Source organism: Xanthomarina gelatinilytica (genome assembly GCF_000348685.1).
Lineage (GTDB): Bacteria > Bacteroidota > Bacteroidia > Flavobacteriales > Flavobacteriaceae > Xanthomarina > Xanthomarina gelatinilytica.
This window is the reverse complement of record NZ_ANLA01000016.1, coordinates 43,992-58,849: the sequence shown is the minus strand read 5'-3', so window position 1 is coordinate 58,849 and position 14,858 is coordinate 43,992. Positions and strand designations below refer to the sequence as shown.

The window sequence follows — 14,858 nt, the reverse complement described above, 5'->3', positions numbered from 1 at the left end:
AAAAGCAAATTCCAAATTCCAAAGCCAATAAACAGTTTTTGCAAAGGGAATTGGTTACTTTTAGGGTTTCGGAATTGGAGCCTTGAATTTTCAATTTAAAATCATACATGTTACTAGTATATACCCACAAAATAACACCTCGTTTAAAATATGCCTTCAAACAGGTTTTTACCAGGATTATAGGCATTCCTGTGGATTTTACAACGACCATTGAATCTTTTATTGCACACGATAGCTTAAAAATGTCTTATACTAGACAACCTCTCAGCAACGAGATATTTGTTAGAAGTCATGATATCCTATACGAACAGGGGCTTTCCGATGTTGAAATAAGTGTCCAGGACTGGGAAGAAACCAAATGCTTCTTTTTTAATGGCGATAAAAGTGCCATCCCATTTGATATTTTTTCGGCTTCCTTCTACCTGCTCAGTCGGTATGAAGAATATTTGCCACACGTTAAAGACCAATATGGCAGGTTTACAGCTCAAGAAAGTTTGGCTTATAAACATGATTTTTTGCATCAACCTGTTGTGGATATTTGGGCTTATAAATTTAAAAAAGTCTTTCAGGAAAACTATCCGGATTTTCAGTTTCCCGAAAGGCAATATACCATTAAACCTATTATAGATGTGCCTTCAGCTTATAATTTTAAGCTTAAGGGCATAATGAGAACCTTTGGTGGTACGGTTAAAGACTTGTTCAGTTTTAATTTTAAAAAACTATATTACAGGTATATGGTGCTTTTTGGTCTGAAAAGGGATACTTATGATACCTTTAAATACATTATAAACAAACAAAAACACAGCCAGTTCAAATTCCTTTTTTTCTTTTTAATAGGCGATTACTCTACCTATGACAAAGGCATTGATGCCCAAAAGAAGAAGTTTATCACACTTATCAAGCAAGTGGCAGATTATTGCCAAGTTGGCCTAAAAGCTTCATATTTTGCTTTGGAGGACATTAGCATTTTAAAAAAAGAAAAAGGACGTATGGAAGCCATTTTAAATACCTCACTATCGGCCTCCAGACACTCTTTTTCAAAACTGAACTTACCGGAATCCTACAGAAATTTGGTAGAATTGGAAATTTTGGAAGATTATACCATGGGTTATGTCAACCATCCTGGCTTTAGGGCTGGAACCTGCACGCCTTTTTTCTTTTATGATCTGGATTACGAAATACAGACCCCTTTAAAAATATGTTCTTATCACTTGCTGGATTATTCGCTATTGAAGTTCCAGTCATTGTTGGATAAGAAAAAGGCCTTGAACGAAATTATATATCAGGTTAAAAAAGTTCATGGAGAGTTTGTGCCAGTGTTCCATAATTATACTTTTAGTGAGGTGGATAGATGGAAAGGCTATAAAGACTTGTTTAATATTATTTTAGAATCAGCTCATGAAAATTAAAGGCATAAAAGACGTTTTTTTCGATTTGGACCATACGCTTTGGGATTTTGATAAAAATTCGGCACTAACATTCCATAAAATATTTAAAATGCACAACGTGACAGTGGATATAGATGAATTTTTAAGTCATTACGAGCCTATAAACCTAGAGTATTGGAAACTTTACAGAGAAGATAAAATAGACAAAGCCTCTTTGCGCTATAACCGGTTGAATGATACTTTCAATAGAATTTCTTTTCAAGCAGACAGCACCTTAATCCATAAATTGTCTACAGATTATATTGCTTACTTAACGTCTTTCAACCATTTGTTTCAAGACACCTTGGGCACTTTAAACTATTTAAAACCTAAATATCGCTTACATATAATAACCAATGGGTTTCAGGAAGTGCAAGAAAGTAAACTTAAGAACTCAAACATTTATCACTTTTTTAAATCGGTTACGGATTCGGAGCAGGTTGGTGTAAAAAAACCAAATCCCATTATTTTCAACCATGCGTTACAGAAGGTCAAAGCCAATCCTGAATCCAGTATCATGATTGGTGACAATATGGAAGCAGATGTTTTGGGCGCACTGAATTTTGGTATGGAAGCCATATATTTCAACTATTTAAAAACTGCTGCCCAAAGCCACATCAAACAGATAAATAAATTAGAGGAATTAAAATTATTTTTATAATCCTTACTATCTTTACACGAATTTAAAAAAAACGCACATGTTTAAGAAATTTCTGTTATTTGCCATACTTTGTATCTTCTCCATGGCATCGTTCTCACAAAACAGTGTTAATGATTACAAATATGTTATTGTACCCAACCAATACGATTTTTTAGATGAAGAAGACCAGTTTCAGCTTAACTCCATATCACATTTTTTATTCAATAAATACGGATTCATAGCATTAAAGGAGGACGAGATATTTCCTGAAGATTTAATGTTTAATCCTTGTTTAGCATTAAAATCAGATGTTGCAGACAAATCCCGTACCTTTAAAACAAGGTTGAGAATAGAATTAAAAAATTGCAAAGGAGAACTAATCTATTTTTCAGATTTTGGTGAGAGTTTTGAAAAAAAGTATGCCATTGCTTATAACAAAGCGTTAAGAGATGCTTTTTTACATTTGGAGGCTTTAAATTACAAATACCAACCAAATGAAACCATTCTGGCCATGGGCACGTCTAAAAGCGAAGCTTCTAAAGAAGAAATTGAAAAGCTCAAAGAAGAACTGGCTGCTTTAAAAGAAGAAAAAAACAACCAAACCACTCCTGAGGTCGTTGTTGCTGAGACAGCAGAAACTGTTGCTGATTCCACTACCAAAACCATGGAAACCCTATTGTTTGCCCAAAAAACGGATGGAGGTTTCCAACTTGTTGATAAATCCTCAAAGGTTGTTATGGTTCTTTTAAATACAAGAAATCCAGAAGTCTTCATGGTTCAAGGTAAAAATGCCATGGTTTTTAAAGAAGCAGGAGCGTGGGTGCTTTCAGAAAATGATGGAAATCAGGTAACTAACACCAAATTGAATATCAAGCTTTAATATTTGTATTTGTCTTTCCAACGAATTTTCAAAAACTCCCTTTGGGCTTGTTCCCTTGAGTTATTCCCAGGATTGTAGAGTGTGGTGTTTTTTATGTCTTCCGGTAAAAATTCTTGTTTGGCAAAATTGTTTTCATAACTATGCGCGTATTTGTAATCTTCGCCATAGCCCAATTCTTTCATAAGTTTGGTAGGTGCATTCCTTATGGCAAGAGGCACAGATAAGTCTCCTGTGTTTTTTACCAACTCCTGCGCTTTGTTAATGGCTTCATAAGCAGCATTGCTTTTAGGGGAACAAGCCAAGTAGGTTGCACACTGACTTAAAATAATACGCGATTCTGGATGTCCAATGGTCGAAACAGCCTGAAAGGTATTGTTTGCCATAATCAAAGCAGTTGGGTTGGCATTGCCAATATCTTCACTGGCAAGGATAAGCAATCTTCTGGCGATAAACTTAACATCCTCACCACCTTCAATCATTCTGGCCAACCAATACACAGCAGCATTAGGATCGCTACCACGAATGGATTTAATAAAAGCAGAAATAATGTCGTAATGTTGTTCACCTGTTTTATCGTATCGAACTGTATTGTTTTGAACTTTTTGTAAAACCGATTCGTTGGTTATGGTTATTTTATCTGATGTCTCAGAGTTGACTATCAATTCAAAAATATTCAATAATTTTCTGGCATCACCACCAGAAAGGCGCAATAAGGCATCTGTTTCTGTTAGTGTTATGTTTTTTTTAGATATCTGCTCATCTTTTTCAATAGCTCGCCTTAAAAGGGCTTCTAAGTCGTTTTTGCTAAAAGAATTTAAAATATAAACCTGACAACGGGATAAAAGGGCAGGAATTACTTCAAAACTCGGATTTTCTGTTGTGGCACCAATTAAAGTTACCCAACCTTTTTCTACCGCTTGTAATAAAGAGTCTTGTTGTGATTTACTAAATCTATGAATTTCATCTATAAATAAAATGGGATTTTTGGTTGTAAACAAACCACCACTGGTTTTGGCTTTATCAATAACATCACGAACGTCCTTTACTCCGGAATTTATTGCGCTTAATGTATAAAATGGTCTTCCAGATTCTGTGGCAATAATATTGGCAAGTGTTGTTTTGCCTATTCCAGGAGGTCCCCAAAAAATCATGGAGGGAATTAAACCTTGCTCAATTTGTTTGGTTAAAGCTCCCTGTTCTCCAACAAGATGGGTTTGACTAATGTAGTCAGCTAATGTTTTTGGACGCAATCTTTCAGCTAAAGGTTCATTCATATGGTAAAAATAAAATAAATTCCGTCCAAGTCAGAATTTTATAAAAAGAATTGATAGATGTCCAGGACATCTGACAATATTGCACGAAAACTATTTATGGTCATGTATTTGTATTATATTTTTTAAATTTAAATATGAAATCTAAAGAGCATTTTCAATTTTCCAATGGTGTTGTACTATATCCCATTTTCTTTGTTCTCTTAATCTGGGTGGTTTTTTGGGTTGAAATTCGCTTTGGTATTGATTTTACAAAATTTGGCATATATCCACAAACCATAACCGGTTTACGTGGTATTTTTTTCAGTCCGTTCATACATTCTGGGATATCTCATTTATACCATAATACCATTCCACTTTTTGTTCTTACGGCAGCCTTGTTTTATTTTTACAAACCTATAGCGTGGAAAGTGATTTTGTATGGCATTCTGGTGTCTGGGTTAATTACCTGGAGCATCGGAAGACCATCTTATCATATTGGTGCCAGTGGTTTAATTTATGTACTGGTAAGTTTTACTTTTTTTAAAGGCATTTTAGCCAAATATTATCGTTTGATAGCCTTGTCCTTATTGATTGTTTTTCTTTATGGAAGTATGATCTGGTATGTGTTTCCTATAGTTGATGGTGTTTCATGGGAAGGACATACAGCAGGTTTAATAACAGGGTTTTTATTTGCACTAATATTTAAGAAGGAGATAGCTAAACCTAAAAAGTATGCTTGGGAAGAGGAAACCTTTAATGAAGCAGATGATCCTTTTTTAAAACATTTTGATGAACATGGTAATTTTATAGAATTCCCAGAAACAAATATGGAAGTAGATACACCTACGGAACCCCTTGAAGAAAATAGGCCAACCATTCATTATACATTTAAACCAAATAAAGATACAGAATGATTAGAGCCGTTGCCTAAGTGCTTCGTAAAGAAATACTCCACATGCTACAGATACATTTAATGATTCTATTTCACCCAAAAGGGGTAATTTGGCTTTATCGTCCACTAATTTAAGAACCGATGGATTGATACCTCTTCCTTCTGAACCCATAATAATGGCACAAGGTTCTTTAAAGGAAACATCGTAAATAGTATGATCGGTTTTTTCTGTGGCAGCTATGACCTTAATTCCAGAAGCCTGTAAAAAGAACATGGCATCCTTAATATGATCCACTTTACATATTGGGACTTTAAATACAGCACCAGCACTTGTTTTTATCGTGTCGCCATTTACAGGAGCACCACCTTTTTTCTGTATAATAATACCATCTACACCTGTGCATTCAGCTGTTCGAATGATGGCGCCAAAATTTCTAACATCACTTAATTGGTCAAGAAGCACAAATAATGGTGTCTTGCTGGTCTCCATAACTTGTAATACCAGCTCTTCTAAGTCATGAAAAGCTACAGGTGAAATTTGCGCCACGGCACCTTGGTGATTTTTGTTTGTTAACCTGTTTAATTTTTCAATTGGCACATAAGTGCTACTGATGTTTTCTTTACGTAACAAGGTTTCCAGTTCGTTATATAAATCACCTTTTAAACCTTTTTGAATGAATACTTTTTCAATGGTTTCCCCAGAATATATAGCTTCCATGATAGCCCTTAAACCAAATATTTGTGTGCTGTTTTCCATAAAACAAAGGTATAAAAAAACCATCTCTCACGAGATGGTTTTTGGTTTTAATAATTATAGTTTCTGTTACCAAGGTGTAACAGTGTAGTTATAACCTCCAGATATTTCAACTGTAGCAAGTGGAATTACATCTCCGGAGATAGTTGCTGTATTCAATACAGAATTAACAAAGCTACCTGCAGTATCAAAACCACATTGACTATAAGTTGTAGTTATAGGCATTGCGTCAGTTAAACCTAATCCAGAAAAGGGATTATCATAAACTTCTGCTAAAATAAAGTATGTTCCATCAGGCAGACCTGAGAAACCACCTGCTTCTGGACAGCTTGCAGTAGCTGCAATATAACCTAAAACATTTCCACCATTATCTGCTAGTGCGAAGTCAATATCTGCATCACAAAAGTCGATTGTCACTTCTGCTGGTACTCCAGCAGTATATGTTAATTCTCCTGACCAATCAAATTCAAATTCAATAACATCGTTCACCCAATCATTTTCAATTGAAATATCCATAGAAAATGGTGTCATTTTAGCATTGGCAATATTGTCTGCAAAGCTAACTGTTAAAGTTTCATTACCTTCTACACCTGTATCACAAGTATTATAGATAACAATATTGGTGGTTGCAGAAGTTGTACCAGAGGTAATTATCATAGTACCTAAATCAAAATCATGAGCATCTGCAGTTCCACCCGTTTGCACTAAGGGAATATGGATATCTGCAAGTACTGGTTCGCTAATTGATGCTGTTACAGGAATAAGAAACTCCCCATCTTCAGGAATAGCACTTTCGTCAACTACAACATTTGTACTAGCGGTAGATAATGTAACCGTAGGACTAGAATAATTAATCATACTTGCTCCAGTATAGTCGTCTTCACTACAAGATGTAGTAAATATCCCTACTGAGAGAGCAACTAAGAATAACATTTTATTTATTTTTTTCATATTATATAAGTTTAAATATTTTAATAAGGTTTATTGTCTTACATATTGCGAAGTATATGTGCCTCCAGACCATGAGAAAAATGCATCAGTATGCTCCATGATTAAGATACCAGCATCTTGATCCCATGAACCACCAGTGATACATCCAATACCGTATCCACCACCTTCACAATAACCAGGTCCACCAGCCACGGCAGTTACAACTCCACCACATCCAACTGCAATACTTCCATCATTTTGGATGGTACTGTTGGTTGAACAGAACTGTAATAAACCACCATCTGCAGTTTCAAGGTACCAGGTTCCATCAGGGTTTTGTGAAATGCCAACAGTTTGGCTAATACCACAAACACTATTAGTCATTGTGTATTGTCCAGTTAAATCATAAGAACAGTTAATGGTAAGTGATACTCTTCCCATTTTGTTGTTATAATAATATACATCTCCATCGTTTTGGTAAATTTTTACTCTAAAAGTAAAAACATCACCAATTCTTAATTGATCTACAGTTGTCCCTGTTCCAGCAACAAATTCATCAATAGTTTCGTAGCTGAAAGAAAAAGGAAGGGTAGTAGTTTCTGCAACAGTAATACCTTCAGTTCCTTGATTGGCATCACTATTTAAAAATTTAACTATTTCGAATTTCGAAACATTATCTAAACTTCCTAAAACTTGAGTTATTTCAAAATTTAAAGCTACATCAGAGAAAGTAACACTAGCATCCCCAATAGGAACACCTGCTTCAGGTGATCCTAAAAGAGCTCCACCAGAATTCGATACATCTATAATTAACCCTGCTTCATCAGTCACTGGAGCATTATTATCTGGATCAGTATCGCAACCAACCAATAGGGTTAGTGCGAAAAACATTGTCAATAAATAATTTAATTTTTTCATTTTTCTTTTTTTTTTTTAGTTCATCCACCAAATAGGTGTAGTTAATTTATCTCCTCCTGGCATATTAGCAACCGCAGCATTGTAGTTAGCAGCGTTTAAAGACTGCTCAATTACTGGGTAAGTTAATCTAGAAGGAATTTCATTAATAGCTCCATCAATAGCAGGATCTAAATCTGGATATCCTGTTCTTTTCCACTCTATCCAAGCTTCAAAACCTTGACTATATAATGCTATCCATTTTTGTGTAGCAATTTGCTCAAGAGCTGTTGATGAATTATATACTATTAATCCAGCGTAGTATGCATCAATATCTGCACCATCATTATCAGCAAAACTAGATTCAATTCCAGATTGGTAATAAGCAGCAGCAGCGGCATCTCCACCAGAAATGTAGTTCTTTTTAGCAGCTTCAGCTAATAAGAATTGTAATTCTGTATAGCTTAAGAACACAGCTGGTAATTCTGGACGTAAATAAAACTCTCCAAGAGGAGATACGTTAGCGTAGTTATAATCATTATTAGGTACACCTTGAATCCCAGAAGGTTTTCCTCTGTACACGCCATCTGCATTTTCTTGAGCCATTACTGGAAGTCTATTATCTATTGGTAGACCAAGAGTTCCATCCATTCTTTCAACAATTTCACTATTTATTTTCCACTCATTTCTAGTTCCAAATACCACCGATTCGTAAATAGGGTTGGCATTAGGAGCATCTGATAGATACACTAGATTTGCATCGTCAGCACTAGAAGAGAACAATAGGCCACTGTTCACTAAAGCTTGCATTTCGCTAGGTCTTGCATCTTTTCCAGACATACGCATTAAAGCTCTGAATTTTAAAGAAGCAGCGAATTTTCTCCATTTGGATACATCACCTCCATACATAATATCTTGGCTAGAATCTAAACTTCCGTTTGCAGGATTTAATTTAGAAATAGCATCGTCAAGAATAGCTAAACAACCATTGTAAACAGTTTGTTGAGAATCGTATACTGGAGATATGTTAGTAGCTCCTTGTAAAGCTTCCGTGAATGGAATATCACCGTAAAGATCAGTTAACAATAAGAAAGCATATGCTTTCATGGTTAAAGCTGCACCTTGAGCTACCGTATTTTCTTCAAGTACTGCTAATTCATACATAGCATTGGCATCGGCAGCTACACTTTCGTATAAAACAGCCCATACATTTCCTATAGCACTTTCTCTAGGAATGTATCTTTCCTCATCGTTATACTGTACTTTAGAGAAATGTTGTGCCCAGCAAGCTCCCATATCTCCACCGTTGAAGGTACTGTACATCACGTTTCCAGTACTTCTTATCATGCTCCCTAATAATAATTCTGCAGGAACAGAAGTAGGATTGTTAGGATTGCTATTTAATTCTTCAAAGTCTTTATCACAGCTTACAAATACCAAGCCGATGAATAATAAGACAATTAAATTTATTTTTTTCATAATCTATTTTTTTAAAATTAGAATTTAAGGTTAACATTAAATGAAATACTTCTTGCAGAAGGTAGTTGACCAAATTCTAGACCTTGGTTTCCATTATCATTACTGAAAGCACTTTCAGGATCGATATGTGGTACTTTCTTGTAAAGGAAAGCTAAATTTCTACCTACAACAGAGAAATTCACATCGTCTAAAGCAATATTTGCTAACCATTTCTTAGGGAAGGTATAAGTTAATCCTAATTGTCTTAATTTGATGTAAGATGCGTCAAACACTGAACTTTCAGCAATACTGTTAGAGAATGCTCTTTGGTTATAGTCTTTAGCAGAAGTTACAACATTGTTAGGTACATACTCTGGGTTGGCATCTGTACCAATATTCATAGTACCTTGACCAACTATCCCGGTTTCACGACCTTGCATTGTTTCTTCTAAAACACCAGCATATCTACCCCAAGAAGTTGTCATGGTGTAGATATCTCCACCCATTTTTCCATCTACTAAAGCATCAAATCTAAAGTTTTTGTAAGATACAATTAAATTAGCACCACCAGTCCAATCTGGAGTCACGTTTCCTAATACTTCACTTCCACCAATTACTGGTAAACCATTTTCATAAAGAATTTCCCCATTTGGAGCTCTTTCAAAAGCAGGACCAACAATTGTTCCATAAGATTCACCAACTCTCGCCTCAATTGTAGTACTCCATTGCCCACCTAAAACTAAAGTTTCAAGGTCACCTAAAGATACCACTTCGTTGTCGTTCTTAGCCCAGTTAAGTTCTAAGTCAACTTGCCAATCATCAGTTTTTACTAAAGTACCTCCTAATTGAACTTCGATACCTTTGTTTCTCATTTCACCAACATTTTGTAGAGAAGATCCACTACCTGTTGCAGATGATAATTGTACATCAACAATCAAGTCTTCAGACGTTTGATCGTAGTAAGTAAAATCAAAACGCAATCTGTTTTCAAACAATCTAGCATCTAAACCAAATTCATAACCACTGGTTGTCTCAGGTCCAATTTCAGGATTATTAATGGCTGAAGGTAAGAACAAAAAGTTTGTACCATCCCAACCATCTTGAGCAAATTGGTAAACATCTTGTAATCTGTAAGCTCCTAAAGCTCCAGTAGATCCTACTTTAGACCAACCACCTCTTACTTTTAACAATGAAACAGTAGATTTGTCCATATTGAAAACATCACTCAATACTGCACTCACAGTTACAGATGGGTAAAAGAATGAGTTGTTATCAACTGGTAATAAACTAGACCAATCATTTCTTGCAGTAACGTCAACAAACAACATGTTTTTGAAACCTATTTGTCCAAATCCATATAAACTGTTAATTTTTTGCTCTGCATAAGTTGCACCTTGAATAGGGTCAACACCAGTTTTTACGTTACTTACGTTATATAAACCTGGCAACTCTAATTGAGGAGCTGTCGCAAATATTAAATCATTCTTTCTGTACATGGTGTTACCACCTGCATTTAAAGAGTATGTAAAATCATCAGTAATGTTTCCGGCAGAAGATAATAATACTTCACTGTTAACTTCATAGAAAGTTCTGTCAATGACTCTATAATATCCTTCTGGAGCATCGTTAGATCCTTTTGCTTTGTTCTCTCTAGTTTGAGATTTCCAAAAATCAACCCCTGTTTTACCAGATATTGTTAACCAATTGGTAACATCAAAAGAAAGGTTTACACCACCAATTACACGGTCTTTATTATAAGCATTTAAGTTAGTATCCAAATACCAGAAAGGGTTGTTTTGGAATACAGTATTCCAGTTTAAAGGCGTTCCTTCACCAGCAGTACCTTCAGCAGCTAACGGTAAGTTTTGCCAATCTTTTAACGCATTGAAATCTACGTTACGACCAGACCAAATCATCTGTTGTACTGGGTTTGCATTACTGTAACCTACAGTTACTAAGTTATCAGCCTCAGATCTGATATATTTAGCATTTAAAGACACATTGATTTTGTCACTAACCTGCATAGATGTTACTCCTGCAATATTGTATCTTCTAAAATCTGTGTTTGGAACCATACCTTCTTGATCCAATAATCCTAAAGATAATCTGAAATTAGTTTTATCTGTACCTCCAGTGAAGGAGATGTTATTGTTTAAAGTAAGTCCAGTTTCATAGAAATCTTTAATATTGTCTGGTTGAGATACCCATGGAAGAGGTGCTCCATCAACAGTGTAAGAATTCCATTGTACGAATTCATAACCTACATCTAAAGCAGGACCCCAACTTTCATCAATTCCACCATCACCGTTTTGTCCATCTATAAATTCAAAATAGAAAGGGTTTCCACCTTGTCCATAAGAGTTTTGGAAATCTGGTAATAATAATGGGTTCTCAAAAGAAGCGGATGAACTAAATGTAATACCTAACTTATCTTTAGACGTTGAACCTTTTTTGGTAGTAATAACAATTACACCATTAGCAGCACGAAGACCATATAACGCAGCTGCGTTTGGACCTTTTAATACTGTTACAGATTCAATATCATCAGGGTTAATGTCAGCAGCTCCATTTGGTAAATCAAATCCACCACTATAGCCTGCATTTCCATAATTTGAGTTGTCAACTGGAATTCCATCAATCACGAATAAAGGTTGGTTGTTACCAGTAATACTGGATGCACCTCTTAAAACGATTCTTGAAGAAGAACCTGTTGCACCAGAACTGTTAGTAACCTGAACACCAGCAACTTTACCTGAAAGTGAGTTAACTACGTTTGTCTCATTGGACTCAGCAATGTCGTCACCATCAACTTTTTGAACAGCGTAACCAATTGATTTTTCTTCTTTCTTAATCCCTAAAGCCGTAATTACTACTTCATCAATAGCAGTTACATCAGGGGTCATACTAAAGCTAATGTTGTTGGAAGCTCCAACAGTCATTTCTTTTTTGGTATAACCAACGAAAGAGTAAGATAAGACATCTCCAGTACTCGCAGTGATGGAATAGTTTCCATCAAAATCTGTTTGTGTACCATTGGTCGTACCTTTTACAATAATATTAACTCCAGGAAGGGGTAACCCGTTTTCATCGGACACAGTTCCTGAAATTGTTTTTTCTTGTGCAAACGTAAATTGCACAACAAACGCTAGGAATAGCGTTAAAATTCCACTAAACTTTGTTTTCATTTTATATTTTATTTGAATTAGTCTACGCCAAAAATCATAATAAAAAGTTAATTAAACAATATTTAAGGGTTAAAATTTTAATTTTTTTTAAAAATACCGTGAATTTTAGTTAAAAAACCCCTAAAAAAATGCTGTAAGACTTAAATGTACTTGAGAATTCGAGAATTTAAAAGTTTGGTTTTCGTTTTTGCCATTGGCAAAATTGAACTTTAGCAGTCCAGCTTTGGTAATTAACCCAAATCCAAACCCAAAACTGTAGAGTTTTTCCTTCTGTGCTATGAGTTTGTTTTCCAAATAGGCAAAGTCTATGATGGTATGGATGTAAATACTGTTATTGAAGACATATCTATATTCTGTATTTAAAACCCCAAATTGTGTTGCCGACAGGCTGTTTTCTTCAAATCCCCTTATGGAATTAATGCCTCCAAACCTGGCCAATTCGTTTTCAAAATACGTATCAGAAAACAAACCAAAACCTGTGCCTCTTAAATAAATGTTGTTTTTTTGGTTCAAGTTGAAAATGTGATAGGCATCCAGAACAAGTTGTTGTTGTTTTATGTTTTGTTTTTCAAAGGTCCTGGTTCCGGTTTCAACTTGAACATCCAATAGGGTTTTGGTGTTGAATAGCATATTGTCTTTTTGCCGTTTTCTGTATAGGTAACGAACATTGTAAAATGTTGAAGTGTAATCCTGAATGGTAGGATTGCTGTATAGGGAATCCAGTAGGTTGTTCGATTTAATGGATCTGATACCAACAAACACATTGTTTTTTGGGTTTATTTGATAGAATAGTTTGGCATTTTGGTTTACGGTAGAAAAAGAAGAATCTTTTTTCAGCAAACTTAGTTCCAGCTCTGTTCCAATGGGCGAATTGAATAAATAAGGCAGGTTTAAATTCACCAAAAAATTCTTTTGATCGTTTTCGTCACTTTTGTAAACCAACCTAAAAGACTCTCCGTAATTCAAGTTATTGTTCAATTCTAGATTTAAATAGCCACTAAACTCTATGTTGTTTGTCTCCTCATTGGTTCCAAAACCAATAAAGCCATCAAAATTGTTGCTTTTCACTTTTTCAATAAACACATACAATGTGGTCGAGTCTTTTGTAAAGAGAACTTCAGGGTCTTTTAGTTGCCTAGCAAAATTCAGTTCGTTTAAATCTGTTATTTGTTTTTTTATTTGTGTTAAGTTGAAAACTTGTTGTTCCTTGATTTTAAGATAGTGTTTTAAAAAAGACTTCGGGAATTTCTCATAACCTTTGATAATGACTTTATCAATCCGTCTCACTTGTGTCTTTTCAGAGCGTATGAGTGTTGCATCAATTTCACCTTTGTTGTTGATGGTGATGTCCGATAATTTTAATGTGCTAAAAGGGTCTCCATTTTCCGATAGCTTTAAATTAATGGCAGTAAGTACCCTTTCTGTATCTTCAATTGGAATGCTAAATTGGCCTTCGGAAATATTGTTGGACAACTTTTCCAAAATTTTTCTGGAGACAAGGCTGTCTGTGAAAAATATATTTAGGTAATTGTATTTGGTGTTTAGTGAAAACTTGGCGTTAAAGATCGAATCTTCTTTTCTTAAAGGCAACATTTTACTTTCAATATAGCCTAGGGAGTTCAATTTTTTTCTAAAGGCTGTTAACTCGTTTGAGATGGACTCAAAATCCCTATGGTATTTTTCATACCTAATGGAGTCGATGGTTTTGGTTTCAAGGGAGTCTTTTCCGGTTATTTTTAATTGTAACTCTTGACAGAGCATTTCCGAAGAAAAAAAGAAAGATATAATAAGTATAGCGTGTAATGATTTAATCACTTTTTACAACTGTTAGGGAAAACTATTGGATTTGTAAAACTAACGTAAAAAGAACATTTATTATATATCTGTAATATTAATTTTTTTGTTCAGCGCAAAATTGCCCATATTATATCGATAAAAACTGCCATGCATATACATGTATGGATTCTTTTTTATCCCAGCTTCTTCTTTTATGGCAATAAGCTTTCATGATATAGGTGTGAAACCATTTTAAAAAGCTGTTTGAAAAAAAAATGTCTATGATGTGAAAATTAATCAATTAACATTTGAAAGTTTAAAATATATTTCTACCTTTGCAGCCCTCTAATAAGAGGTATTTGTAAAATATTATATAAAATATATGCCAACAATTTCACAATTAGTACGAAAAGGAAGAGCCAAAATAACCAAGAAGAGTAAATCGGTTGCTTTAGATTCGTGTCCACAAAGACGTGGAGTTTGTACTCGTGTTTACACTACAACACCTAAAAAACCTAACTCGGCAATGCGTAAAGTAGCAAGGGTAAGGTTGACAAATGGTAAAGAGGTGAACGCATACATTCCAGGAGAAGGACACAATTTGCAAGAGCACTCGATAGTATTGGTTAGAGGTGGAAGGGTAAAAGATTTGCCAGGAGTTAGATATCACATCGTTCGTGGCGCCTTGGACACAGCAGGTGTTGCAGGTAGAACACAACGTAGATCTAAGTATGGTGCAAAACGCCCTAAAAGTTAATTAAAGAAAACT

At 35.0% G+C, this 14,858-nt stretch carries 12 protein-coding genes; 5 read left to right on the top strand and 7 right to left on the bottom strand.

Going from position 1 to position 14,858, the window contains the following annotated elements; all coding sequences use genetic code 11:
* The first annotated feature begins 107 nt into the window (after positions 1 to 107).
* From D778_RS10695 to D778_RS10685, 3 genes are read left to right on the top strand one after another with little or no spacing between them, the layout of a single operon-like run.
* Entirely contained in the window at positions 108 to 1,409 is a 1,302-nt protein-coding gene (locus tag D778_RS10695; protein WP_007650515.1) for a polysaccharide deacetylase family protein, read from the top strand.
* Positions 1,399 to 2,088, top strand: a complete 690-nt coding sequence (locus tag D778_RS10690; RefSeq protein ID WP_007650513.1) for a YjjG family noncanonical pyrimidine nucleotidase — start codon at positions 1,399 to 1,401, stop codon at positions 2,086 to 2,088. The genes D778_RS10695 and D778_RS10690 overlap by 11 nt, the downstream gene beginning before the upstream one ends.
* A gap of 37 nt (positions 2,089 to 2,125) precedes the next feature.
* Entirely contained in the window at positions 2,126 to 2,947 is an 822-nt protein-coding gene (locus D778_RS10685; protein ID WP_007650511.1) for a hypothetical protein, read from the top strand.
* Here the strand turns inward: D778_RS10685 and D778_RS10680 are convergent.
* Complete coding sequence (locus D778_RS10680) at positions 2,944 to 4,221, bottom strand: replication-associated recombination protein A (RefSeq protein ID WP_007650509.1); 1,278 nt, start codon at positions 4,219 to 4,221, stop codon at positions 2,944 to 2,946. The two genes, D778_RS10685 and D778_RS10680, sit on opposite strands and share 4 nt — an antisense overlap.
* Before the next feature lie 134 nt (positions 4,222 to 4,355).
* On the opposite strand from D778_RS10680, the gene D778_RS10675 reads away from it, so the two are divergent.
* Entirely contained in the window at positions 4,356 to 5,114 is a 759-nt protein-coding gene (locus D778_RS10675) for a rhomboid family intramembrane serine protease (RefSeq protein WP_007650506.1), read from the top strand.
* On the opposite strand, the gene rlmB is transcribed toward D778_RS10675, so the two are convergent.
* From rlmB to D778_RS10645, 6 genes are all read right to left on the bottom strand, one after another.
* Entirely contained in the window at positions 5,115 to 5,849 is a 735-nt protein-coding gene (gene rlmB, locus D778_RS10670) for a 23S rRNA (guanosine(2251)-2'-O)-methyltransferase RlmB (protein ID WP_007650500.1), read from the bottom strand.
* Positions 5,850 to 5,915: 66 nt separating this feature from the next.
* Positions 5,916 to 6,797 carry a hypothetical protein gene (locus D778_RS10665; protein WP_007650498.1) on the bottom strand — a complete coding sequence of 294 codons (882 nt, stop codon included), beginning with the start codon at positions 6,795 to 6,797 and terminating at the stop codon, positions 5,916 to 5,918.
* Between the two features lie 30 nt (positions 6,798 to 6,827).
* Entirely contained in the window at positions 6,828 to 7,694 is an 867-nt protein-coding gene (locus tag D778_RS10660) for a hypothetical protein (protein ID WP_007650497.1), read from the bottom strand.
* Positions 7,695 to 7,709: 15 nt separating this feature from the next.
* Entirely contained in the window at positions 7,710 to 9,149 is a 1,440-nt protein-coding gene (locus tag D778_RS10655; protein WP_007650496.1) for a SusD/RagB family nutrient-binding outer membrane lipoprotein, read from the bottom strand.
* 17 nt (positions 9,150 to 9,166) lie between these two features.
* Entirely contained in the window at positions 9,167 to 12,313 is a 3,147-nt protein-coding gene (locus tag D778_RS10650) for a SusC/RagA family TonB-linked outer membrane protein (RefSeq protein ID WP_007650495.1), read from the bottom strand.
* A gap of 120 nt (positions 12,314 to 12,433) precedes the next feature.
* Positions 12,434 to 14,128, bottom strand: a complete 1,695-nt coding sequence (locus D778_RS10645; RefSeq protein ID WP_238307659.1) for a POTRA domain-containing protein — start codon at positions 14,126 to 14,128, stop codon at positions 12,434 to 12,436.
* A gap of 343 nt (positions 14,129 to 14,471) precedes the next feature.
* Between D778_RS10645 and rpsL the strand changes: the two genes are divergently transcribed.
* Complete coding sequence (gene rpsL / locus D778_RS10640; protein ID WP_040492199.1) at positions 14,472 to 14,846, top strand: 30S ribosomal protein S12; 375 nt, start codon at positions 14,472 to 14,474, stop codon at positions 14,844 to 14,846.
* Positions 14,847 to 14,858: the final 12 nt, after the last annotated feature.

Coding starts and splice junctions, on each gene's coding strand:
- D778_RS10660 (WP_007650497.1), bottom strand. CDS start 7,694: ATGAAAAAATTAAATTATTTATTGACAATGTTTTTCGCACTAACCCTA.
- D778_RS10690 (WP_007650513.1), top strand. CDS start 1,399: ATGAAAATTAAAGGCATAAAAGACGTTTTTTTCGATTTGGACCATACG.
- D778_RS10680 (WP_007650509.1), bottom strand. CDS start 4,221: ATGAATGAACCTTTAGCTGAAAGATTGCGTCCAAAAACATTAGCTGAC.
- D778_RS10650 (WP_007650495.1), bottom strand. CDS start 12,313: ATGAAAACAAAGTTTAGTGGAATTTTAACGCTATTCCTAGCGTTTGTT.
- rpsL (WP_040492199.1), top strand. CDS start 14,472: ATGCCAACAATTTCACAATTAGTACGAAAAGGAAGAGCCAAAATAACC.
- D778_RS10695 (WP_007650515.1), top strand. CDS start 108: ATGTTACTAGTATATACCCACAAAATAACACCTCGTTTAAAATATGCC.
- D778_RS10665 (WP_007650498.1), bottom strand. CDS start 6,797: ATGAAAAAAATAAATAAAATGTTATTCTTAGTTGCTCTCTCAGTAGGG.
- D778_RS10675 (WP_007650506.1), top strand. CDS start 4,356: ATGAAATCTAAAGAGCATTTTCAATTTTCCAATGGTGTTGTACTATAT.
- D778_RS10655 (WP_007650496.1), bottom strand. CDS start 9,149: ATGAAAAAAATAAATTTAATTGTCTTATTATTCATCGGCTTGGTATTT.
- D778_RS10685 (WP_007650511.1), top strand. CDS start 2,126: ATGTTTAAGAAATTTCTGTTATTTGCCATACTTTGTATCTTCTCCATG.
- rlmB (WP_007650500.1), bottom strand. CDS start 5,849: ATGGAAAACAGCACACAAATATTTGGTTTAAGGGCTATCATGGAAGCT.